General features: G+C 51.0%; 19 protein-coding genes. All 19 read right to left on the reverse strand.

Annotated features, from left to right (window positions below):
- Positions 1–420 precede the first annotated feature (420 nt).
- The 19 genes from QQ91_RS18160 to QQ91_RS18250 all read right to left on the reverse strand — a co-directional run bounded on the left by QQ91_RS18160 (position 421) and on the right by QQ91_RS18250 (position 21,457).
- Positions 421–1,884: a serine/threonine-protein kinase gene (locus QQ91_RS18160; RefSeq protein WP_166276974.1), complete on the reverse strand. Its 1,464-nt coding sequence runs from the start codon at positions 1,882–1,884 to the stop codon at positions 421–423.
- Positions 1,871–2,464, reverse strand: a complete 594-nt coding sequence (locus QQ91_RS18165; protein ID WP_201277178.1) for a hypothetical protein — start codon at positions 2,462–2,464, stop codon at positions 1,871–1,873. The genes QQ91_RS18160 and QQ91_RS18165 overlap by 14 nt, the downstream gene beginning before the upstream one ends.
- Positions 2,451–3,881, reverse strand: coding sequence for an ATP-binding protein (locus QQ91_RS18170; protein WP_250833398.1), 1,431 nt, complete (start codon positions 3,879–3,881; stop codon positions 2,451–2,453). The genes QQ91_RS18165 and QQ91_RS18170 overlap by 14 nt, the downstream gene beginning before the upstream one ends.
- A gap of 269 nt (positions 3,882–4,150) precedes the next feature.
- Positions 4,151–5,308, reverse strand: a complete 1,158-nt coding sequence (locus tag QQ91_RS18175; protein WP_166276980.1) for a hypothetical protein — start codon at positions 5,306–5,308, stop codon at positions 4,151–4,153.
- Positions 5,305–5,856, reverse strand: coding sequence for a hypothetical protein (locus QQ91_RS18180; RefSeq protein ID WP_250833399.1), 552 nt, complete (start codon positions 5,854–5,856; stop codon positions 5,305–5,307). The genes QQ91_RS18175 and QQ91_RS18180 overlap by 4 nt, the downstream gene beginning before the upstream one ends.
- Positions 5,857–6,160: 304 nt before the next feature.
- Positions 6,161–10,489 (reverse strand): hypothetical protein, encoded by a 4,329-nt coding sequence (locus QQ91_RS18185; RefSeq protein ID WP_166276985.1) that lies wholly within the window; start codon positions 10,487–10,489, stop codon positions 6,161–6,163.
- Positions 10,490–10,544: 55 nt separating this feature from the next.
- Positions 10,545–11,771: a hypothetical protein gene (locus QQ91_RS18190; protein WP_166276988.1), complete on the reverse strand. Its 1,227-nt coding sequence runs from the start codon at positions 11,769–11,771 to the stop codon at positions 10,545–10,547.
- An 11-nt stretch (positions 11,772–11,782) separates the two neighbouring features.
- On the reverse strand, positions 11,783–11,977 hold the full coding sequence (locus QQ91_RS18195) for a hypothetical protein (RefSeq protein ID WP_166276991.1): 195 nt from the start codon (positions 11,975–11,977) through the stop codon (positions 11,783–11,785).
- Positions 11,978–12,013: 36 nt separating this feature from the next.
- The gene (locus QQ91_RS18200) at positions 12,014–12,763 is read right to left on the reverse strand and encodes a DUF4058 family protein (protein WP_166276994.1); all 750 of its coding nucleotides are present in this window, start codon (positions 12,761–12,763) and stop codon (positions 12,014–12,016) included.
- A gap of 21 nt (positions 12,764–12,784) precedes the next feature.
- On the reverse strand, positions 12,785–13,174 hold the full coding sequence (locus QQ91_RS18205; RefSeq protein WP_166276997.1) for a type II toxin-antitoxin system VapC family toxin: 390 nt from the start codon (positions 13,172–13,174) through the stop codon (positions 12,785–12,787).
- Positions 13,167–13,418, reverse strand: a complete 252-nt coding sequence (locus QQ91_RS18210) for a hypothetical protein (RefSeq protein WP_166277000.1) — start codon at positions 13,416–13,418, stop codon at positions 13,167–13,169. The genes QQ91_RS18205 and QQ91_RS18210 overlap by 8 nt, the downstream gene beginning before the upstream one ends.
- Before the next feature lie 48 nt (positions 13,419–13,466).
- Positions 13,467–15,164, reverse strand: coding sequence for a restriction endonuclease subunit S domain-containing protein (locus QQ91_RS18215; protein ID WP_166277003.1), 1,698 nt, complete (start codon positions 15,162–15,164; stop codon positions 13,467–13,469).
- A gap of 55 nt (positions 15,165–15,219) precedes the next feature.
- On the reverse strand, positions 15,220–15,588 hold the full coding sequence (locus tag QQ91_RS18220) for a nucleotidyltransferase family protein (protein ID WP_166277006.1): 369 nt from the start codon (positions 15,586–15,588) through the stop codon (positions 15,220–15,222).
- Positions 15,581–15,859: an RpnC/YadD family protein gene (locus QQ91_RS18225; RefSeq protein ID WP_250833400.1), complete on the reverse strand. Its 279-nt coding sequence runs from the start codon at positions 15,857–15,859 to the stop codon at positions 15,581–15,583. The genes QQ91_RS18220 and QQ91_RS18225 overlap by 8 nt, the downstream gene beginning before the upstream one ends.
- Positions 15,843–16,814 (reverse strand): flagellar assembly protein H, encoded by a 972-nt coding sequence (locus QQ91_RS18230; protein ID WP_166277012.1) that lies wholly within the window; start codon positions 16,812–16,814, stop codon positions 15,843–15,845. The genes QQ91_RS18225 and QQ91_RS18230 overlap by 17 nt, the downstream gene beginning before the upstream one ends.
- Positions 16,815–18,866 carry an HsdM family class I SAM-dependent methyltransferase gene (locus QQ91_RS18235; RefSeq protein ID WP_166277014.1) on the reverse strand — a complete coding sequence of 684 codons (2,052 nt, stop codon included), beginning with the start codon at positions 18,864–18,866 and terminating at the stop codon, positions 16,815–16,817.
- 23 nt (positions 18,867–18,889) lie between these two features.
- A complete protein-coding gene (locus QQ91_RS18240; RefSeq protein WP_166277017.1) occupies positions 18,890–19,267 on the reverse strand; it encodes a hypothetical protein in 378 nt (125 codons plus the stop codon).
- The gene (locus QQ91_RS18245) at positions 19,264–20,721 is read right to left on the reverse strand and encodes a restriction endonuclease subunit S (protein WP_166277020.1); all 1,458 of its coding nucleotides are present in this window, start codon (positions 20,719–20,721) and stop codon (positions 19,264–19,266) included. The genes QQ91_RS18240 and QQ91_RS18245 overlap by 4 nt, the downstream gene beginning before the upstream one ends.
- 76 nt (positions 20,722–20,797) lie before the next feature.
- The gene (locus QQ91_RS18250; RefSeq protein ID WP_166277023.1) at positions 20,798–21,457 is read right to left on the reverse strand and encodes a CRISPR-associated protein Cas4; all 660 of its coding nucleotides are present in this window, start codon (positions 21,455–21,457) and stop codon (positions 20,798–20,800) included.
- Positions 21,458–21,888: the final 431 nt, after the last annotated feature.

Raw genomic sequence — 21,888 nt, forward strand, 5'->3', positions numbered from 1 at the left:
GTCGGCTCAGTGTCAGTTTACTGAAGCGCGAACCGTCGAAGCTTAGTCTGAAGATGAAGCGCTATACTGCCGCGATGGACAATAACTTTATGCTCAAAATCTTGGCTGCCAGTGGGATGGATGAGGCGTGACGACCAACACGATAGTCACCCTGAGATAAAGTCAACTGCTTTCGTTAGGAGGTAATTAACCCGAATATCCGATAATGACGGGGCCGTAGGCCTGAGTAAACCCGCATTAACCCGCTGATTTTATCCCTCAGCCTATCAATGTGAGCACTCGATTAAGGTGCGATTACCCTGGCTCAGGAGGTGACGTGAGGAAACGGCTGGACTCAAGAATTAACTCTAAAAATTGTGCTTTGGAACAAGATAATCTAAATCAAGGGGAAGAGTAGTATATTTTTGTACAGAAATCACCTTATGACAATAAATGTTCAAAATAATCTCGTTTCCTCTTAGCCCATAAATCATCAGATATTAGCCTACTATAAACCCTTAGAAATGAACGCGCTTTACCAATATCTCTAAGCTGCTCAAATACAAGAACTAATCTCTTAAGTATTGCTGGATCATATGGTTTCTGACAGTTGAGCTGAATTAATATTTCTGCTGCTTCATTATACTTTGCTTGAGCACCAAGAATAGAGGCCTTTTTCAAAAGTAGCTGTGGTGTTTCCCCATCTTCAGCTAAACACCATTCAAGCATAATCTCTGCTTTATGAAGCTGTCTCGTCTCTAGATACGCTTTCAGTGCAATTCTATGCAGATCTCTCGTTGCTGGAGATTGAAAACTTAGCATTTCAGGAAATCTGTCGAGATAATTCAAGCAATCGTAATACCTTTCATCCTTGAAGGCTGCTGAAACCATTAATCGGAAAGCATTGATGTCTTTATGGTTCTCAAATTCAGCACTTGCAACCAACTCAGCCTGAGTATAGTCGCCTTTTTCTAGGAGACTAATTGCTTGAGAAGACCAATCTTCATAGCGAATTCGTGGACTCGGCACAAGTCTCACCGGATGATAATCCAGTTGTGATTGTTTCACTGATTGAAACTTATTCAAGAGCGTTTCCACGGAGTCCCAGCGCTTTTCTGGATCAAGCTCTAAGCAACGTAGAATAAAATCCTCCAATGCTGGAGAAACAGAGGTGTTGATTTCTCTAGGACGAGGAAAGGGCGTATGGCGAATGACTTGGCTTAAGGTATCATGGGGAAGTCTGGATGTTACAAGGTGATAAAGAAGTACTCCTAGACTATACATGTCTCCTTTAAAAATTCGACCAGGATCTTTTTGTTTATGAATTGCACCTGCAAATTCCGGTGCTGAATAGAGTACAGTTCCACCATTTTCACGGGTGCGAGTATAAATTTCTTCTGGTAGCAAACTACTTCCAAAATCAGTCAGCTTTGCTACGTCTCCAGAAACAAGAATGTTTTGTGGTTTGATATCTCCATGAGACATTCCTAAATCGTGGAGATATTTTACTCCAGCTAATACTTGAGCATAGAGATCAAGAACCATTTTGTAGCTGGCTGTGAATCCTTGATCCCCTTCATCCAGTAACCAAGCTAAAGTATGACTAGGAAAATACTCCATCTCAATGGCATACCATTCCCGCTCTGGCGGAACACGCCCCATCCAAAACACACTTACCACGTTTGGGTGAGCGGGCTGGTTTAATAGATGTTCACCTTCAGCCAGTTCGCTATTCCTACCGCCCTGCGCTTTTGGAATTTTGACCGCGACAATCGCATCATCTTGAAGCCTTTGCGCTTTCCAAACCCATCCATAGGAACCATCTCCCAGGCATTCTAAGAGCTCATAGCGATCGCCCAACTTGCGATCGGCACTAGGGATAAAGTAGCGATTACGAGAACTCATGAGTACCTCGCTGAACAATCTTAACTAATCGAAGCGATTGATGGGGCGTTACTTCATTGATGAACTGAAAACAAAGCAAACGGCCTTTATGACTGCCATCAACCCTCAGTCGCTCGTTTGTCTCAAAGCCTTGCCTAATAATTTGGTGAAACCGTGAATGATTGGGGAGAGAGGCCAATCCCTCTGTCCAATAGGCCAAAACTAACCACCGAGCGAAGTCTTGCAATCGATGGTGTGCTAAAAGTAAATTTTCAACCTTTCCTTCCAGCTTTCTTTGATCAGTGATACCAGAATAGCGTTCGAACTCAGCAATCAAAACAGGAGATTGGGTTTGACGGTCGAACCAGACAGAGTCACAACGAACATCATCTCCAGTCGTCGTATATCGTCCTTGCCGAGGCACGGGGAATTCGGAAACACTTACAAAGCCTAGCGTTTGTCCCAAATGTGTCAAAAAAGAAATACCCACGCTGTGAATCGAACAGCTGATATCAGCAATTCCCCAGTCTGTCCATATCGGTAACATCTGTTGGACCTGATCAATATTCTGAATAGCATCGGAGATTTCACGAATTACCACTCGTAAACCTCCCCCATACTTTCAAGACTTCCGGTGACTGCCCTCCATGCAGGAGCGCTTTAGTTCCGACTTTCACTAGCAAAGGGGCTGGGATAGAACGTCCACAAATGAGCGCTTCTCCAGTCGAGAGGCTGGGCAATTCATCAATGTCTGCTTTACTCACCATATCGGAAGTCTTAGTGATAAATCGCTGATCATCCGGGTTTTTAAGGCGCATCGTGATGAGGGTATTACATTGGGAAGTGACATCAGAATCTAATTTAGAAGGGCGTTGGCTCACCACCGCAAAACCAACCCCAAATTTACGTCCTTCACCGGCAATTTTTTTGATGATGCGGTGACTCACAGACGGTTGTCCTGCAGGCGCAAAATTATGCCCTTCTTCATAAACTAAAAAGCAGGGACGAATTGGGTCTGTTTTACTGGATGCTGCTCTTAAAATTTCACTGGAGATCAACGCCGTAACAACTTGCTTTGCGGTATCACTGAGCCCTTGCAAATCAACTACAACCAATCGGCCTCGTTTATCGCTAGGGCGTCCTATCATTTCATAGATATCGGTTGATTTGGCCAGTGCCGCAGAGTAAAAACTCTGGGCTTCATTCAGGACTCGCGAGAGTTTGAGAGAAGCCACGGCAGCACTCCGACCATTCAGAGCTGACGATTCGGCTTGGCTCAGTTCATCCCATTCCTTCAAGTCTTCCAGTCCGTCCCCCAAATAGTAACGAAGTAAATTGATATCTCGAGGATCGTTCTTTTCCATTAATCGCCAGTATCGAATGGCAACATCTAGAACCCTTTGCTGAGGCTCTGTTAATCCTGGTAGAATCTCACCGATGTCATCCATCTCAAATCGATCAAATTGTAAAGCTAGTTCCCGATTTTTGCCAGCATATTTATCTCGAAATGACTGTTGTTGGGGGGTGTAAACTTCCAATCCTGCCCCAGCCTCAGTGAGTCGTTTAAAGCTTGCCTGAATTTCCTGAATAGCCTGCTGATCTCGAGCATCCTCATTAGCGTTGTCTTGCCAGTTGAACTGTAGCTGCCCTCCTTGAAAGGCTCGCCCATATTCCCCATGGGGATCAAAGACAACAACAGAGCCGTTATTCAGCGCCACTAATCGTTCGATAATCCTGCCGACGGTATAGGATTTACCTGAACCCGTCATAGCCAGAACAGCTAGGTGTTCCGTCACGAGACGGTTCACATCCAGATAGACTGGAACGGTGTTTTCACCATGCTCGTAGCCCACTAAATTACCAATGTGCAAGCTGGTCTGCTCGTCAAACTCGTAAAACTGGCTGAGAAAGTAGTAGTCAACTGTTTCTACCTTGGCTCCAGGATCAAGGGCTCGCCGAGGAATTTTAATTTGTCCTGTAGTCAGATCTTTGTAGCCAATCAGCTCTAATTTGGCCATGACCTTTTCGCCTGTGACTTGAGCCCCTGGCAGCAGCTCCAAGTCATTCACGGATTGCCCCATTTCGGAGTTATACAGCACGTTAGAGCGCGTCACACTAACAATGCGACCCAAAACATCGGTCTCGGGCTCATCGATGCTTTCTTTATGCCGGATGCGGACAAACTCACCTCGTCTTCCTGCAAAGGATGAGGAGAGCACCATAGTGAGATTATTAGGATCCCCGGTGTTGCCGACTAGCTTGCCCAGTATTTGCGGTTTCATGCTTGTTACTCCTCATCCAAACCGGATAACCAAATATCTTCGACTTCTCGCTGTTTTAGGGCTTCTACAATGCTTCTGCTGTAATAGTCCAAAAAATTGCTCAGTCCTTTTTGTTCCCGTGCGGCTAACTGAATCGGTAATGGCATTGCATCCTGTCCTCCTACCACCATCAGAGCCATGACTTGGCCACAAACACGATCTAGTAATGCCGTGTTCCAATCGGGTGCATTTCCAATTAACTGCATCAATCGGGGGGCTGTATTTTGTCCCGCTCGAAAGTGTAAGCCGAGCACCCCTAGATCAACAACATCACTAGGCTCCATACGGGGTGTCTGAATATTCATCTGAAAGGCGACCGTACGGGTATAGCTGCCCACAATGCCATAAACAAAACGTCGCTCACCAATCCCTGCCATAGAATGGGAGATATCATCGAGTTGTTTAAGTCGATCTTGATCAACTCGTTCAGTCGGTAAAATTTGTTGGTGCCCGACGGTCGTCCGTAAGTCTTGCTGGGCTACTTGAACAATTGCGCCATAGCGCTTTGAGGTGAGCCCTAAAACAGCTGTACCTTGAGGATTCCAAGGGATCAATTTATGGCGATGGGCTTTCCAGAATGCTGAGATAGTTTGAAAGGTTTGTTCAAAAGAATCCCCAAACTCTCCACTTCGCGCTGATCGTTGGGGAACCATACTGCGCTCAAGGGTAAGCGGACAATCCAGCAAAATCAGGTTATAGGGTTCGCCAGACTTCAAGGCTGCATCTGCTATCTCATAAGCTTGTCTAATGCCAATTAACTGTAGCCGCTTGGACTGGTCTTCAAAGTTAATGTCATCTAGTTCACAGGTACTGTCTTGACCCGTTGTAGATACAGCATTATTGTCGATCGCAACATCTAACCGAGAGGCTACCGAAACGTAGAGATATCCTCCTAGTGTTTTTTTCACCGAGGACTGGGTTGAAATCCCTGCAACTCTGAGATTGAGAGGGTTCGGTCGATCCACGGCTCGAACTAATCCTGCCTCTGCAAAGAGCGGTGCAATTTGCTCAATGCTGCGAATTTGGCTCAAGATTCGCCCTACCGTCCCCGGCAGATGAATCTGGGATTGAATAGCTAAAGACTGGGCTACGGAACGGCCTTGAGGCTGAAATGTTTTTGTCATAGGGATAGTGCCTCCAGTTCTTCAGCGTAGGGTGCATATTGACTTTGCCGGAGAAATTGGCGTCCAGCGTCTGTTAAATTTCCAGCACTCACCAGACCATGCGTCTCTAGATCGTCGAGACAATGAGCTGCCTGAGAGAAATCAAGGGAAAAGATGGTCGAGTGCAGAAGGGCTTCCAGAGCTTCTATATCAGAGTTGAAATCTGCTGTTAGGAGATGAAGCAAGAGCGTGAAATGATCAACAGAAGGCGAAAAATCAGGGATCTCAGGTTCAGATTGCTTCGTCCAGTTAGAATTGCCAACGATATGAAATAAGCTGTCTAACCACTGATGAAGTGCTGATTCCCAATCTAAAATCAGCAAGGACCAAAGGGGTAGGCACGTGATCGCAAAGATACCCGAATGGGGATGCTTCCGGTAATAGGCGGTACAGAGGCTTTGATCATCCCAGGTGCCGCCTGCTGGATGGGCAATTTGCAAATCACCTCGTAGCTGATATTGCATCTCTGATGCTAAAGCATTGAGGAAAACGTCCTGTTTAGCAGTCACTGGATCCTGTCGGCGCTTCACTGTCCATGAAGTCGGCAATAAACAATCCATAGACTTGAAAGGGGGAATCAGCAGTAGCACTCGTCCAGGTTCTTGAGACCAAGCTATCCAGGCTCGTTGTGTTTCTTCTGAGGCTTTCTGAAAGTCAGAACCAAAGAGTAGACAGATGCCGCTCCCAACGGGCATACCCTCTGCCGGTTGAGCGTGAACAACCGTCTTAAGAATTCGTCCACGACGGTGATGAGCCAGGGACTCACCCAGCCAAACTTGATATTGGGCAACTGGATTTGTTGAATTGTCCACCTTACTGACCTCCCAACCGATACGTTCGCACCAGGAGACCGGCACGAATCAATTGTTCTTCTTCCTGAGGCTCGAGGGCAGGATCTGCTCCTTGCTCAATCGCTGCCACGATGCGCTGCCATCGGCCAAAGCTAACAGCCTCTGGTAAAAGTTCATGTGCTTCTTGAACCCAATCGTGCCGTCGAGCTTCGAGTTTAGCGATCGCCGCCCTTAAGCTATCGGCTTGTTCTAGCTCCAAGCGACTTAACGGAGGTCGAGGCGGTTGCCCTTTAGCCTTCAGCAGTTGGTTAAAGCTGGTTTCAATTAACTGGATATCAGACTGATTGACCAGCCCGCCAATATAACCACCAATCGCATTGTCAAGTGTTAAGAGCTGGGTTCTGAGCTGATTAAGCTGTTGTCGGGGAGCATTTAATAATGAGTCTGCCGCCTTCATTAGAGGCTGAAAATTTCCTTGCTTGGCAGGCCGGTCGTAGAGTGGATCGTCTCTGAGTGTGTCTACCTCATCTTCTTGGATAGCGGCTAGGCTGTCTTCAATGAAGCTGGGCCTGAGCTGCAATTGCTCAAAACGGTCAATACCAGGAGGATAGGAAAAATCCTCTGGCGCATCCTCTAATAGCTTTTCCAGCTTATTTAAGCGAGATTTAGCCTCCTCCAGTTGGCCTTGCAGGTTTTCAAAGGCTTGCTTGAATCGGCGAAAGCCGCTAACGATTTGGCCGTCAATGTCTTCAAAGGGCACATCTATGATGCTGGCACCTTCAATACTCAGGCCTACCTCTCGGCTCAACTGCGTTAGCCGATTCATAGCATCCGCAACCCGCAGTCCTTTCAAGCATTGACCTAAGGCGCTCGCATCGGTCATTTGTTGTTGTGCGGTACTGCCCAGGGGTGTTTTTTCCCGAATGGCCCCTTCTAAAATGTGGCGAATCTTTTCCAAGGAAAGGGTGAAGAGCTGAGTGGGAAAATGGGACAGGCCAGCTGCCTCTGCATGCATCTTGGGTTGCAGATGATCGATCTGTCGGATAATTTCATCGCGAATCCTGAGGATGCGATCAGCAAATAATTCCGCTCTACGAATACGACGCCACAATGAATCTTTGTCGTTGCGTAGTTCCAGGGTTCTGACGTTTTCCTCAATCAACAATCCATAAGCATCTTGGTTGTAGACATTTTCAATGGCTGCCATCAGCTCTAGACGTTGCTGGGAAAATTCGAGGAGCCGCGATCGCTTTTGGGATAAATCTAGGGTGTCAGTGTAGTTGCCTTCCTCAGCGCTCAATCGGCGATAGCATTCCTTAGCCCGTTGGATGTTGGATCGAGCCTTTACAGTTTCAGTACCCTCCAATGCTCCAAAGAGATCATTGATGGCACCTTCGCCAAAGACCTCCTGAATTTTGAGGACAATGTTGGGATACTCATCCGTTAGCCAGTTTTCAGCCGCTTGGATACGACTATTTAGGGTCGAGAGTTGGAGAAAATTAAATCCTTCAGTTGGGCTAGAAACAGCAAACCCCAGATCGACTGTCAGACTCAGCCAATCATTAAAGGTGTCTTTAGGCTTAGCGCCTTCCCAGGTATAGCCCCAGAACCAGGTCTGTTTAGCCAAGTCTTCCGTCCAAGTGGGCTTTTTTTCTGCAACAAAACGGTCCAACACTCTGACTAAAAAGGGTGGAATTTCTGCCTTGTCGTTACTCTCGTGACCGGAGAAAAGCGTGGCCCGTTCTTCATGGGAATAGCCTGCTGCCCGAATACTCCGGGATAAACCCAATTTTTCTAAGACGGCTGTAATCGCCTCAATGTTTAGGCCGCTACTTTCATCGATTTGATATAGCGAATGTTCCGAGGTTTTCAGTAACAGGTATTTCCAGGCTTGCCTGAGAAGTTCTTTCTCGTCTGCCTTCAAGGAACCACTCGGTCGCAATGGCCAAGCGATCCAGCCTCGCTGATTGAGGCTGTGTCGCCATCGCTGAACCTCTTCAAGCAGTCCCCGTTGAAAGGCGTTAATCCGCTGGGTAAAGGTCGTATTGAAGTTGGCAATCTCAATTTGAAAGCCCTGCTGATCTTGCCCTCGAAGACCTACTCGATGCAGGACATACTCTTCATTGGCTGAGAGTTGATATAGCAATAGATAGGCTTGGGCGGCTTTTAACTTCGAAGCAGCCGGATTTTTCAAACGATCTACCAATGCTCGCGATGATGTGAATGCAATGACCGGAGTTTTCCCTTCCACACCGTTTTGCCGACTGACGGCCTCACACAGACTTTCCAGTTCCGGCTCGTTTTGTACCCAGACGAGAATGGCTCGTCCCTTAGGATGGAGCTTCAAAGCGTCACAGGTCGCCAGCCCCCCTTGATCCCGTCCTCGGCTACCCCGTGGTGTGGCGATCGCCACAAAGTCTCCGGTAAAGCCAGGGGAAACGGGGTCATAGCCCCAGTTTTGATCCAGTACTCGCATCATGCCGGTGAGCACTTCACGGGCTCGTTCGTGGGCAGGCTGCTGTTTGCGATCGCTCATCGCCTGTTCATGGGCGCTGCTCTGATCCGGATCGCGGAAAATTAACGACGTCTGGCTCCGTTTGCGATAGCGCAGATCGAGCCGTTCCAGCATGGCAATGCTAGGGCCAATGTGGGTTGCCGTGTCCTCTGAAATATCCGTGGCCCCGAGGAAGTATTGCCATAGGGCACGGGCGGCATCTTCGGCTGAGGGATGGGGATAGAGGAAGCTGACTAACTCAATAAAGTCTGACTGGTGTAAGGGCACGAGTAGAATGCGCTTGCCATCGGCAGTACGGTTGAATGACCCATCGGTTTCTTCATTTTGATGGGCATAGATGGCATAGGTGCTGAGGTTGTCCAAAAGCTGACGCAAGTCGAGGAACTGAGAGGTCCCTGCCAGTTGCCAGCCCTCGGGTTTACGCTCAAACTTAGCGGCCCGTAATGCTTGGCTACATTCCAGTTCATCCCAGCTCATTTGTCGGTAGCGGAGGGCGACGGGCTCGTTATATTCGTTCTGGGCGGTCAGTAAAGCTTGCAATGGGTCTGGCTGCCACTGGCTCAATGGGACGGGCAGTTGGGCATAGAGGAGTTCTTTTGCCGCAGGCAAGTAGGCGCGCTGAATCTGCAGTTCGTTGATGGCGTTGTCGTCAAGGACATAGTCACGAATGCGGCTGGAACTTTTGACCAGTTCATCAAACAGGGTGCCAACGGTTAGGGGCTCTTCACGGCTGCGATCGCCCGGCCCTTTTCCATCTTTTTGTTTCTCAATACGCCGAATCCGGAGGCGGCCATCGACATTCGCCATGATCACGTTGAACCAACCAAAGTTACCCCCACTCATGGCATAGGCGGCTTCCACCAGACCGGGGGGGTACTGTTCGCTCAAGCGGCCTTCTTGAGCTAGGGTTCTGACAAAATCGCTAACATCTGCAAAGGCATTTTGGGAAAGATCAACCAGTTCAAAGCGTCGAGCGGTGGACTGGATTTCCCGCAGTTCATCTCCGATCGCCGGAGAACATAGCGCCACATAACGCAACCACGGTAGCTTGCGGCGGGGGTCTTCTTCCTTGATAGCTTTGCCCAAGAGCTTAATGGCGCGACCATCCATATGCTTGATGTCGCGATCTTCCAGTCCATAGGTGCTGGTTTCGGCGACGGTTTCCAGTTCGTCCAGAGCCACAAGGATGTACTGAATGCCAAATTCCTGAAGATAATTGTACGCTGCCTGGCATAGGCGAGTGACCAAGTAGGGATCTTCATAAAGGGTGGCATCGCTGTGATTTGCATTGACCTCTAACAGCTCGGCCAAGCGGGCTTCATCAAACCCCTGGGTTAGCAATCGGTCATACCCTTCCTGGGCAATCTGCCCCTGGATGGAACGATCGAATTCTCCCCTGGCTAAGGGCAGCAGCGCTTTATAGAGCCCATAGCCAAACCAGTTGTCGATGTTGTGGTGCTCATTGGCAATTTGGCTGTAGCGGATATAAAGCCCTAGATACTGTTCGCGATCGCGTTCATCGTTGAACAAACTGGCGTTGACCAGTGTCCCAGCTTCATTGCGGACATACCATCCCCGAGAGGTATCGTTAATCTGGCTAATCAGTTCATAGGCCAGACGGGATTTACCAATCCCCCATTGGGCAATGATGGCAAAGACATGGGCAAACTGCTCTGACTCTTGATCCACCACATGGATGAACTGCTTAAACGTGTTGTAAAAGGTTCCCTGCCCCACAATGGGGTGGGTCAGGGGATAGGTGGAGACTCCACCCGCAGCCCATTGATGCTGTTTAGAGTCCTGTTGAATATCCTGTAGGTCAGGTGCTTGGCTCATAGGTCAGTCGGTGGTTGGCTTCATCGAGAGTGTTTAGCGTCTGCTCAGGAGGGGGCTAGGAGGTCATCGCGAATCGGGGTGCTTGGGGAGGGTGCGCGGTCATTTGGCGCTCTTTGGCCCACTGTTCGCTGGTACTGCGAATGGTGGCGGTCACAGGACTGGCAAGCCGATTAAAGTATTTGCTGCCAAGCGCCCGGTAGCAGGTGTCTGAAAAGATGGGATGAATTGTGTAGTGGGGACGGTAGCCTCCGGCTCCAGGGTTGAACTGCCACACTTGCCGCTGAATCAAGACTTCAATCACGGGGGCTAATTGAGCATCGATTCCCTCTACGGAAGGAGTCAGAAGCTCAACACCGAGTTGCTGCAGCACGCGCAACAGCAGTTCTCCCAGGGAACCGCAAAGAATTTCATTTCCCTCTGGGCTGGTGATCACTACCGAGATTTGGGGCGGACGGTACGCCAGCGAGCCATTACTGGGGTCCAGCTCCAGAGCCAATTCTCCTGAAATGCGCTCTGCCGCCCAGGCTTCTTGGGTGAACACAATTTGGGCCAGCAGAAAACACCAGGGGCGAGCCAGAACCCAATACATTTCGGCGAGTTCAGGGCGTTCTTCGGTGTCTGGAGGTGTATAGTCTGCCCAACTCCCAGACAGAATCGAAGTGGTGCGCCATTGCTTTTGGGGAGCATTGCCGTCCATCTCAGCCCTGGGCGGCTGCATCAGTCGCCCTTTGAGCCAGTTTTGGGCTGGGTTTAAGGGGTCAACGTTGGGTAAGGGGGTACCGGGTTTGCCCTGGCGACCTTCGACTAACGCAGCCGTCGCCCCCAAAACCCGATAGAGCTTGGGGGTGGCGATCGCCTGCTCAGCGGGGACTTCAAACAGGTTGCGTTCGAATGCGGCAAAGGGGGTCGCGTCTAAATTTCCCTGAGGTAAGGTTTCCAGGAGCTTGGTCGCACAGAAACCCAGGGCACTAATCGCATCACAGAGCCCAGCGGCATCCCGCTGTTGGCCTAACTCCTGTAGTCGAGCGCTGGCAATGCGCTGCCAAGCCTGGCGAATCTCAGGTTCACAACTGAGGATGGCCGCGATCGCCTCCGCTGAGGTGGGTAGGGTTCTTAATAGCCGCACCAGGGCGGGAGTGGCCACGGCTCGCTGCTGATCGGCAGATGGGGTCCACAGTCCCAGGGTGGTGCCGGTGGGCAAATCAGCCAGCTTGGCTTGGCTCACTTCACCCAGGGTGAGGAGTTGCTTGAGGGCATCGAGAACGGCAGGAGTGAACGACATAGGAGGAAGTCTCAGATATCAGCAGCATTTCGAGGCGCATCCGTAACTATGCCTGCTAAGCTCAAAAGCTTATCTAAACTCTTAGGAGCCAATCGTACTTCTAAGGCTTCTTGGACAAGCTGCTCCAGAGTTTCACCCGGATGTTCGTTGAGGTATTGCTGAAGGCGATCGCTAACATCTTTGGGAAGGTCAATGGTGTATTGCATCGGTTTCCTTATTGTTTTTCTTAAGTAGACGTGGGTTTATGAGGTCGAGAGTTGAGTCTGGAGCCATTCCGCATCGGAGCTGGAGAAGGCAGGCGGCGGCGGGGGCTGATCGTAATCGAGGGAGAGGTCGTAGGCGGCTTCGTCGTAGATGGTATTGAGCACGGCCTGCAAATCCAGGGGCACATCGGGGTCTGGATCTTGCAAGGGGATGGGCACGACGGGTAACGGGGTCGGCAGCTCCAGGGGCCAGAATTCGATTTGTTTGGCCTGGGCGCGGGTGAGGGCAATGCAGTAAGGCACCGCAGGCAGGCGCGGTTGAGCAAAGGGACGGGTGCCTCGTCGCAGCAGATCCATCTCTAACAGGTGAACATTGGCCTGGTAGAGTCGCTGGCGCTTTTGGCGGTAGCGGGTCAGCCCCGGTTCCCGTTTGTTGACGGGGGACAGAATTTCAATGCTGGTGACGAGTCGATTTTGAGCGGTATCGCGGATCTCGACGCGGGTAAGCCGACAGGTTGGAGGTTCCAGCACGGCAGTCCTCACCCCCCGGCCCTCTCTCCTAACCTGGGGCGAGAGGGAGTGATGGGTAACAATCTGGGCAGGATACAGAATGCCGATTTCGCCCTCTGGAAAGGGGGCTTCGGCGAGATAGACTTCCAGTCGAGCGGTGTATTTGGGACGCAGCAGGGGGGTAAGCTGTTGGCGAATTTTGTTGGCCAGGGCGCTATGCACGTCGGGCCAGAGATAACCTTCGAGGTAGGGGTCCATTCCGGGAAAGGGAGAAGGCATGGCAGTTGGCCTCACAAGCAGTTAGGGATACGGGAGCAGATTAAGCGTTTTAATAAAGCGGAAGTCTCGCTGATTTTTACTGATGAGTGATAGGTTTCGCTGGATTGCGGTGGCGGCGATGAGTGCATCCGGCATCAGCAGACCATGACTCAGGCGATATCGTTCGATTAACCTGATCGCCTCTTTAGAAATTGATTCGCTGAGATGAACAATTTCAAAAGGTTGCAAAAATCCTTTCAACTGTCGTTGTTCTTTACGGTTACGCGCTCCAGCTAGAAGTTCGATGACCGTAATGGCACTAATCGCGAGGCTGGATTGTGTTTCTTCAGCCTCAATAAAGTTAGCTGCTTCCTCAATGCCGTGACCAAAGTCAATTAACACATCAGTGTCAACCAAAATATGGCTACTCATAGTTTCTCTCCCACTCCGTGCGGCGGAGATTTCGTACCCACTCCGTGCTATCTTTCATATCTTCGCGATCTTTCCACATGCCAAAGAAAGGATGCTTTTTCCAATCAACCGCCTTGGGCTTGGCAGGGGAGCTTGCTATTTCAGGGCTTTCTATTTCTTTCAGGCGTTGTTCAAACAGTTGCCTTTCCTCAAGGGGGAGGGAAAGAATGGTTTGAATTAGGGATTCAACAAGCTGGGTATTCATAGGGATCTCCTCAGGGATTCATACGCGAACACAAATCAATGCAGCGATTCATCCCGGCACCTCCTCGGTGGATGCATAGGCATCTAGGGTGGCTTCGCTGGCAAGGGGAATGGATGAACGGGTTAAGGGATAAACCTTGGCAGCCTGACCGTTGCCAGAATCGGCGGTGTCAAGGTCCTGGTTAGCGTCCAGATTGGCGAGGGCGGTGTAGAGGGCATCTAGGTCGGGGAAGAGGGGTGGCTCGTTGGAATAGTCGATGCCTTTGCGGGTGAGGCGAGCCAGGATAGCCCGGTCGAGGGTAGAGTCGCCCTGTTCTAACCCTTCCTGAGCTGCTTTCAGATCTGCTTCGCTGAGTTTGCCTTCGATCAGGGCTTCAACGAGGAGTTTTGCGGCAATGATGAGCTTGTAGGATAGAGCCTTAAATAAAAGTCGTTGCTGCCTTAATGTGGAGATCTCTTCTTGAAAGTCCTTTGGAGCAACCACAATCAAGTTACTACCTGTCTCCGTAAGATTCATATTTAGCTGAACAGCACCATTAGCAATTCGATTACTCTGGATTTTGCCAATTTCAGTATTGAGAAATTCAGCTAAATAGTGAGGTAATATCTCGTCTTTGCAGTCGATGGTGACAACTGCTGCATTTAAACTGGCTTCTTCAAAGTCCTCAGACTCAAAAACCGCAGCTCTTCCAATGGTTCCACGTACTGACAAAAGAACACTGCCTTTTGCTGCTCGATGCCGTATAAGTTCTTTATGTTTTTTAGGAGAGATGAAGACACAGTCTGATAAATCACATTCTCCGTCTATTAAATTAACAGCCCGGACAACTGGGATCCCATAGTTCACATAGTCTCCGGTTGACACTCCCCAGCCACCGGGACCATCTTTAATGCGATGAGTTAGTTGAGAAAGTGGTTGATATTTCCAAGGAGTTCCCTTGATTTCTTCATCAGCCCAAAGTACAAGTGGCGTGTAAAACTCCGACTCTAAACGATTCCCTGTTAATTTATTGGAAGGAACCTTACTGAACTTATTTTGTGGTGGCTTCGGCTTTCCTCGAAAGCACTTTTGCATTTTATCCCGGAGTTCTAGCCATACCTTTTGAGATCGCTCCCTCAACCGCTCCGCCAGCCGCACCTTATTCCCAATGTACGCCTGAACTTTAGCATCAGGTATTGGCAACTCTAGATTTAACAGGTCATCGGGAGCCAAGAACTCAACATTTGTGTTTGTTCTTAATCTAGAACGTGCAATGGCGGCATAAGGACATGATAGTGCTGTGACTAAATATTGAGGATCTATCTTTTCTATACGAACTAAAGCCCCCCAAATAGTTCCACTAACTAGAACTCGTTTACTTGGCTCGTTTGAATTATAAGCAGTGACTTGATTTGGCCCCTTTACCTTGACCAAAATCTCATTTTCTCTCAATTCTCCCTTAGGATACTTATCGGCAAATTCAGGCGATACCCGTCTTCTTGAATTGAGATCTATGAAAAAACCGTCAGCCCCAAAATCATCCGCCGTCAAAAAGGGCACCCAGGTATTATCTGCCTCTTCAGCCTCTAAGGTCTGAGTACTGAAATAAATCGCCCTTCGACCCTCTTTGACAAAAACTTTGAGAGGCAGAATATCGACATTTGATTGAAGGAGACGATCCTCATTTGAGAGAAAAGATGGATGATAATAAACTGCGTCTAATCGATTTTTAAGTCGATCGGCCTCTAACCACGTAATGCTTGCCATTACTCCCCCCTCACATAAGCCCCAACAATCGCCGCTAAATCAATTACACAATGGCTCATAGCTCTACCCCCTGCTGCTCAATCACCTCCCGCAGCCTCGGCTTGGCGTGTTCCATCTGCACCACATCCACCGCAAACGCCGACAAATCCAGCAGTTGAGCCACCGCCTCCAGGTAGCGGTCATCTGCTAACCCCGCCACCGCTAAATCAATATCCAACTCTAGCCGCACCCGCCGCGCCTCCAGCATGGAGCCAAACAGCCACACCTGCTGCACCCCAAACTCCTGCTTCAACACCCGCGCTGCCTGCCGTGCCACCTGCCACCCTTGCCGCTGCCGTTGAACCTGCTGCTGGGCATGGGCGGTCTGTCGCCGCTGCGCCGTAGCACGATACTGCGCCAATTCGGTATGCGAAAGCTCAACCATCCCCCTCCTCCACCGGAAACCGTTCCAACAACTCCTGCCGCGACAAATTCACCAGCAGGGGCATATACTCCTCAGGCGACAGCTTCAAAATGGCTGGCAATCGCACTGCTAAGGCTTCATCCAGTATTCCAAATCTTGCCTTCAGCAGGTTTTCTACAACCTGCCGTTGCCCCCGTTGAAGCCCTTCTTCTAGCGTGGCTTCGCGCCATTCCAAATAAGCCGTCGATAAGTTCATAAACACCTCTCGGTCATCCTCACTGCCCCGCCTCATTGCTTGTTTCCACCGGAAACCGTTCCAACAACTCCTGCCGCGACAAATTCACCAGCAGGGGCATATATTCCTCCGGCGACAGTTTCACGATTGCTGGCACCCGTGCTGCTAATTCTTCATCAAGTTCGCCAAACCGAGCCTTCAGCAAATTCGCCACAGTTTCTTGTCGCTCCTGCTGAAGCCCCTGTTGAAGCCCCTGTTGAAGCCCCTGCTGAAGCCCCTGCTGAAGCCCCTGCCGTTGCCCCTCTTCCAGGGTGGCTTCGCGCCATTCCAAATAGGCGGTCGATAAGTTCATAAACACCTCCCGGTCATCTTCATCTAGATCTTGGCTTGTTTCTAAGGTCAATCGCCAGTTAATCAGCAACTCTAAAGAACTGGCCCGAAACGGGGAATCCCTGGGTAACGTCACCAATTCTGCAATGGCGCGGCGTTGGGTTTCGCCCTTGCCCAAAATGCGTAACCACAGGGTTTCTGGTACCTCCGGCAACTGGTTAATCGCCACGATCGCCGTCCGTAACCAGCGAGGCAGTTGATACACCCCGGCAATCCACTCGGTTTCATCCACCTGGCCCCCAAACCCCTGCACCAGCGCCTCCGAGGCCGTAGTCGCCAGCACCCAGAGATAGGGCAGCGTGGCTTCCTCAGACCGTTCCCCCCCTCGCCGCGCCTTGCGCTGACTGTCGGCCTGCACCAAAAACAACTTCAGCAAACAACTGCGAATATCCGTTGGGGTGGGTGCATTGCGATACGGTTCCAGCAGGCAGGGAGTTTGAGCCATTCGTCCCAGCAGTCCCAGGGCATTGGGTTCCCTCTGGGGCGAATCATCCGGTGCAAACCACACATCCACCTGGCGCGACTCGCCTAATACTTCCAACCCTACCCGCACCTCACCCACCGAGGTCAGCAGTTCCTCTAGATATTGCTTGGCAAACTGATCATGGGGAAATCGCGTCATCTATTCACCTCGCACATAGGCTCCCACGATCGCCGCTAAATCATTCGACACCCCTGTGCTGTAATCCTCCACATTGTTCTTCACCACATAGCCCAGCGTATCCGCCACCGCCATAAACACCGAACCTTGCGGCTCATCCTGAAACGTCTCCGGATCATCTTGCCGCGCTTTCCGCTTCTGCAAATACAAAATGCTCGTCTTCGCTCCCGTCCCCGACAGCTTGAACGTATCCGACGGCAAACTAATCACTGCCTTCACGATCGCCTTACCACCATGAAACTGCCCAGTGGTTTCATCCTTCTTGCCCATGATGTACTCCCGCACATAGCGGTCTCCAGAGTTGCACAGCACCCCATCCGGCACCACAATCAGCAGCCGTCCACCGGGCTTCAGCAATTGCAGGCAACGGTCAATAAACAACACCGCCGGGTCAATGCTGGTGGGCTTTACGGGCTTCCAAACCCCCTTGCTATCCGGCTTCGCTCCCATGGCCCGACCGGAGACCGATGGCTCATAGTCATAGGCCTCCCGCTTGCCGTCTCGTTCCTGCAAATCCGATCGAAACTCCGCCAGGATGCGCTCCTTAGCTTCCTCATAGGCTTTTTTCGCCTTCACCTGACTCTTGCTAAACTTGGGCGTACCAAAGGGCGGATTCGTACAAATCAAATCAAAGGAACAGGGCTGGAGTTGGGGGCTGACCAGCGAATCCTCGGTGTAGAAAATCTTGGCCTTGGGGGCTCCCAACATCGCCATATTCACCCGCGCTAGGGTGATCATCGTCGGAGCCGAGTCTGCTCCTACAAAACTGTGCTCACACATTTCCTGGAATAGGTCGCTACGACGAGCATCCGGGGCGGTTTCCTTACCCAAAATTTCCATCAAAGCCCGTTCCAGGTGTCCCATCGCCACCACCCCAAAGCCATAGCTACCGCAGGCCGGGTCACAGAATCGGAACAGCGGCAACCCCTGCGCATCCCGCGCACTCAAGAGTTCCGGCGTTTCCGTCTTGATGTCATGAAAGGCGATCGACAACATGGCCTGTTTCACCGGGGCTGGGGTCAGGTAAACCCCCAAGCCTCCCTTAGACTCAAAATTGCCTCGGAGGAAAACGTCGAACACCCTGCCCAAGACATCTCCGGCAATATGAGACAGCGTCCCCTTGGCGTCTACAATTTTGGGCTTGTCTGCTCGATGGGAATTATGGGTGACTGGCCCCAAGTTCTGAATCAAATCCAACAGGGTTTCGTAATTCTGAGGACGGGCCAGCAACAGGTGGGTTTGCTCATCAAAGATGGCATGGGCATCTCCAGCATCCGTGGTCACCACATAATCGGGATGGGACTTGAAATGATCAAACGCCGCCTGGATTTGCTTAACCGCTTCGTCCTGGTGCTCTTGCACGTAGCTTACTGTGAAGACCTGATCCAACTGTAAGGTTTGATTCTTGTAGGGAAACTCTAGGGCTGAAGGATCGTGATTGAGGCGAAATGACTCTAGATAAAGGATCTTCGCCACTTCCAAAATAATGTCGTTCTTACTCGACACCCGATCCTTCACGTTTTGGTAGACCTGCTCATGAAAGGCATCAAAGCCTCGCATCAAACGGTCGTACATTCTCAGCGACCATTTATAGGTGGGGTCTGCCTTGATCCGCTTGTACTCGTTAATTTCCTGAATCGTCGGTAGCCGATCAATTTCTTCCGGCAAAGACGACGCTGAAATATCAAAGAAAGACGTGTGCTCTCCATCAATGACAACACCAAACTGAGGGTATTGATCTTCTGGGGTATCGGGAGGCGTTAAGTCCCAGGATGCAGCCTGCACTTCGTTGGCATTCGCCTTATCCCACTGCCCCGGCCCCAACGCCCAGACAAAAATGCGCGGAGTGGCAATTCCCTGATGGCTGCCCCAGGCGATCGCTGCCGCCTGATCAGGCTCACTGACCTCCAAGGGCTCAATGCGATCGAACTGCTGTGCCTTCAGCTTCTTCAAATAGGGCTCAAGCACCGATTCCTGTAGCGGGATCTCAATTTTGTCTGCCGTCTTTGCCATTTCAGTTCACCTTCCTATCAAAATTACTTCAGCCGCAGCAGTCCTGGCCCAAATAGCTCTAGCTCACGACTCGTCTTTACCAACGCCTTAATCTGCGCCTCGCTGGTGGTAAATTGCCCCGGCAATAGCCGTAATACCTGCGCCGCCGGGATAGGCTTGCCCCCTCGGGATTTCACCACATTTACCACCGCTTCCAACAGTGCTTCCTGAGGCGACTTAGCTCCCAATCGCACCTGCCCTTCAGCGGTGAGGTCTACCCCCGCCATACAGGTGAGAAAGAGCTGGAGCTGATCGACCGACCAATCACTGCCCAGTTCCTGAATTAACTCGTGCAACTGAGATAGGGATTGGGGCGAGCGGGTCAGTTGGACTGTGACATCCTGATAAATATCTGGCGTCATGAGGGGTCTCCTGGCGAAGCGATCGCCCGATGGATGGGATTACGGTCTTTGGAGAATGCATGAACCTCATCAAATAACTGCTGGGTTTCCTGCCAGAGCCCTTCCCACTTCTGGTGCAGTTCGCGCTTGCGCTGGTGATGGGTCAATACCACCTGCTCCCAGGCTCGGCGCTGCTCCAGAGGAACCGGCGGCAGCAGTAACTTTTGCAGGCGATCGGCGTAAATAAACTGCTGTACCGTGCCCATAGCCAGACCCTCTAGCTGCTCTCGGATCGGCTGCGAGTTCAACACTAAGGCCCAGCCCGCTGGGGTATCAGGGAACCGCAAGCGCTCCCAGTGGTCCGTGGCATAGATGGTCTCCTCTAGCCCACTATCCACAAACACCACCCTGGAATTGGCTGCAAAGGTCGAAAGTAAAACTTCGCCCGACCCTAAGGGTTGCTTAAAAACCCGCGTTGCCTGGGTCACAGGGGCAGGCTGGACGTGATCGACCATTAAGTCTTGCCCCACATCCCCCAGCCTCAGATAAGGGATATCTTCGGAGGTTTGATTGAGCCGTTCCCGGCTCACCCCAAAATTCTGGCTGATCTGGTTGAGCGATCGCCACTGGAGTTGTCGGCGTAGCTGTCGTCGCCAATAGGCATTCTCTACATGGTTGGGCAATAAAGAATCTTCAATCGCCTCTGCCGGAAGGAACCGACCGGTACCCAAATCTGAACGATTGAACGATCCTTCAGCCTCTAGTGTCTGAAGATTAGTTTGGATGGATGCTTCCACCCCCTCCATGCAGCGCATCATCAGCTCTTCGATTTCCAGCAACGCATCATTCAAACTCCAGAAGGTTTCTCCTAACCGCCGCATAGCTTCGGGTGGGGGCGGTAGCCGCAACTGTCGCAGTTCTCGCAGGCTCACTCGCGGTAAGAAAGCCTGTCCCTGATGCTGAGTTAAGTAGGCTTCGTAGGGTGCTTGATTGAGGCAGAAAGCCACCCAAGCACTGGTGACCCGATTTAGCCCTCGCACTAATAAACAGTTCGCATCTACCGGATGGCGATAGGTGCGATCGGTCACCAATACGGCTCGCATCGGGACTAACTTGTTAAGCACCACATCCCCCGGCTGCACACACCACGCTTCCGACGCCACTTTCACACTGGGCGACTGCCAATGTTCAGCCTCTAAACTGAAACGCATGGGCTCCAGATTTCCCTGGCGGTAAAGGGGTGTGTGCTCCACGCGATCGTCGTAGTCTGAGGCCTCTGGGTTCGTGCTGACTCGCCACCCCTCAAAGCAATGCCCCCCCAACTCTTTTAAGGTCTTGCGTAGCCCCTGACCCAAGAGGATCTGGGCGGCTGGGCCACAATATAGATCGGCACCCCATACCGCCTCCTGCTCCAACAGAGTTGGAGGAATTTGCTTGACCCGAGGGCCATCGAGTTTGGATACGGTAGAGTGCATGGTTGTCATCATCCTGAAAATAGAGGTTGGGCCTCAGCCCCGGCAGCATGGCTGGGACTGAGGCTCGACTTGACGATTACAGCCAAGCCACCATTTCCCGAGCCTCCGGTGCTTCGGTCTGGGCAAATGGGCAGATTTCCCGACACTTGCAAAAGCGACATTCACTCAGGCTCGGTTGGGGATCGGGAGCATTTTCCTGGGCCACGACTTGCATCAGCCCCCGCACTGACTGCTTGAAGGACTCGTCTACCTCAGTAGGAGGAGTCAGCTTGTCCTCACCACTACGGTAAACCAAGCGCCCCCAGGGAACTTCCTGAATTCCGTGCAGCTTTTGAGCCGGAATTAACGCCTGGTAGAGGTTGATCTGAGCCCGGTCTTTGCCTCGCGGCTTGCCCGTTTTCACGTCAACTACCAGGCCTTGTCCGTTGCGGGCAACGATATCGGGCTTGCCTGCCAGGGTTACCCCCGCAGAGGTCTTCAAATATAAGCTGTTGGCATCTTCTTCCTCGACGTCGTAGCCGTCTTCCCGCAGGTCGTAGGCCACTTCATTGAGCAAGCTTTGATGCTGTACCAGCCAGTCAGAGGGCATATCGTTAGTGGAGGGAACTCGAAAATTACCCTGGTTCCACAAACTAAATTTGCACTGACTCTCCCCAGAGAGATACGGAGCGAGCCAGGTCACCCAGACATAGGGGCTAGGGCGTTTTTCTAAACCCAGTGGATTAGTTGAATCCATTCAGTGTCATCCTTGTTTCTAATCATGATTAGCCTTGACATCGCCACTTCAGAGCCATGGGGAAGGCAGAGGCTTACCATGGGCTAGAAACTCAGACCCTCAAACCTCAAAGAACCCTAGCGCTGCAGCTGCCCACAAAAGAGGTAATCAGGAAAGTGCTAGGATGAGGACAAGAAATAAACACAAACGAGGCTTCGCTGATCTAAGGGTTTGCGAGTCTTTTTTTGAGTTTCATTGTTTACCCTACATGAAAACTCACGAAGGACAATAATACAATCTAAGGGCGATACCGCAATCTTATACCAGACCTCCATGGGTGTCAAAAAATATTTTTGTGAGTTTTCATGTATAAAACGCTAGGGATAGTCTTTTCTAGGCCTTGAGTAACCATGGACTACATTTCATCCTGTAGACATTCATGCGAGACGTCT

It is taken from the genome of Lyngbya confervoides BDU141951, assembly GCF_000817775.3.
In the GTDB taxonomy this organism is placed as follows: domain Bacteria; phylum Cyanobacteriota; class Cyanobacteriia; order Thermosynechococcales; family Thermosynechococcaceae; genus Lyngbya; species Lyngbya confervoides.

Excerpts from the sequence above, each read along its gene's own strand:
- QQ91_RS18185 (WP_166276985.1), bottom strand. The coding sequence starts at position 10,489 with ATGAGCCAAGCACCTGACCTACAGGATATTCAACAGGACTCTAAACAG.
- QQ91_RS18220 (WP_166277006.1), bottom strand. The coding sequence starts at position 15,588 with ATGGTTGAGCTTTCGCATACCGAATTGGCGCAGTATCGTGCTACGGCG.
- QQ91_RS18175 (WP_166276980.1), bottom strand. The coding sequence starts at position 5,308 with ATGACAAAAACATTTCAGCCTCAAGGCCGTTCCGTAGCCCAGTCTTTA.
- QQ91_RS18250 (WP_166277023.1), bottom strand. The coding sequence starts at position 21,457 with ATGGATTCAACTAATCCACTGGGTTTAGAAAAACGCCCTAGCCCCTAT.
- QQ91_RS18170 (WP_250833398.1), bottom strand. The coding sequence starts at position 3,881 with ATGGCCAAATTAGAGCTGATTGGCTACAAAGATCTGACTACAGGACAA.
- QQ91_RS18240 (WP_166277017.1), bottom strand. The coding sequence starts at position 19,267 with ATGACGCCAGATATTTATCAGGATGTCACAGTCCAACTGACCCGCTCG.
- QQ91_RS18225 (WP_250833400.1), bottom strand. The coding sequence starts at position 15,859 with ATGAGGCGGGGCAGTGAGGATGACCGAGAGGTGTTTATGAACTTATCG.
- QQ91_RS18195 (WP_166276991.1), bottom strand. The coding sequence starts at position 11,977 with ATGCAATACACCATTGACCTTCCCAAAGATGTTAGCGATCGCCTTCAG.
- QQ91_RS18215 (WP_166277003.1), bottom strand. The coding sequence starts at position 15,164 with ATGGCAAGCATTACGTGGTTAGAGGCCGATCGACTTAAAAATCGATTA.
- QQ91_RS18200 (WP_166276994.1), bottom strand. The coding sequence starts at position 12,763 with ATGCCTTCTCCCTTTCCCGGAATGGACCCCTACCTCGAAGGTTATCTC.
- QQ91_RS18230 (WP_166277012.1), bottom strand. The coding sequence starts at position 16,814 with ATGACGCGATTTCCCCATGATCAGTTTGCCAAGCAATATCTAGAGGAA.
- QQ91_RS18160 (WP_166276974.1), bottom strand. The coding sequence starts at position 1,884 with ATGAGTTCTCGTAATCGCTACTTTATCCCTAGTGCCGATCGCAAGTTG.
- QQ91_RS18245 (WP_166277020.1), bottom strand. The coding sequence starts at position 20,721 with ATGCACTCTACCGTATCCAAACTCGATGGCCCTCGGGTCAAGCAAATT.
- QQ91_RS18205 (WP_166276997.1), bottom strand. The coding sequence starts at position 13,174 with ATGAGTAGCCATATTTTGGTTGACACTGATGTGTTAATTGACTTTGGT.
- QQ91_RS18235 (WP_166277014.1), bottom strand. The coding sequence starts at position 18,866 with ATGGCAAAGACGGCAGACAAAATTGAGATCCCGCTACAGGAATCGGTG.
- QQ91_RS18190 (WP_166276988.1), bottom strand. The coding sequence starts at position 11,771 with ATGTCGTTCACTCCTGCCGTTCTCGATGCCCTCAAGCAACTCCTCACC.
- QQ91_RS18210 (WP_166277000.1), bottom strand. The coding sequence starts at position 13,418 with ATGAATACCCAGCTTGTTGAATCCCTAATTCAAACCATTCTTTCCCTC.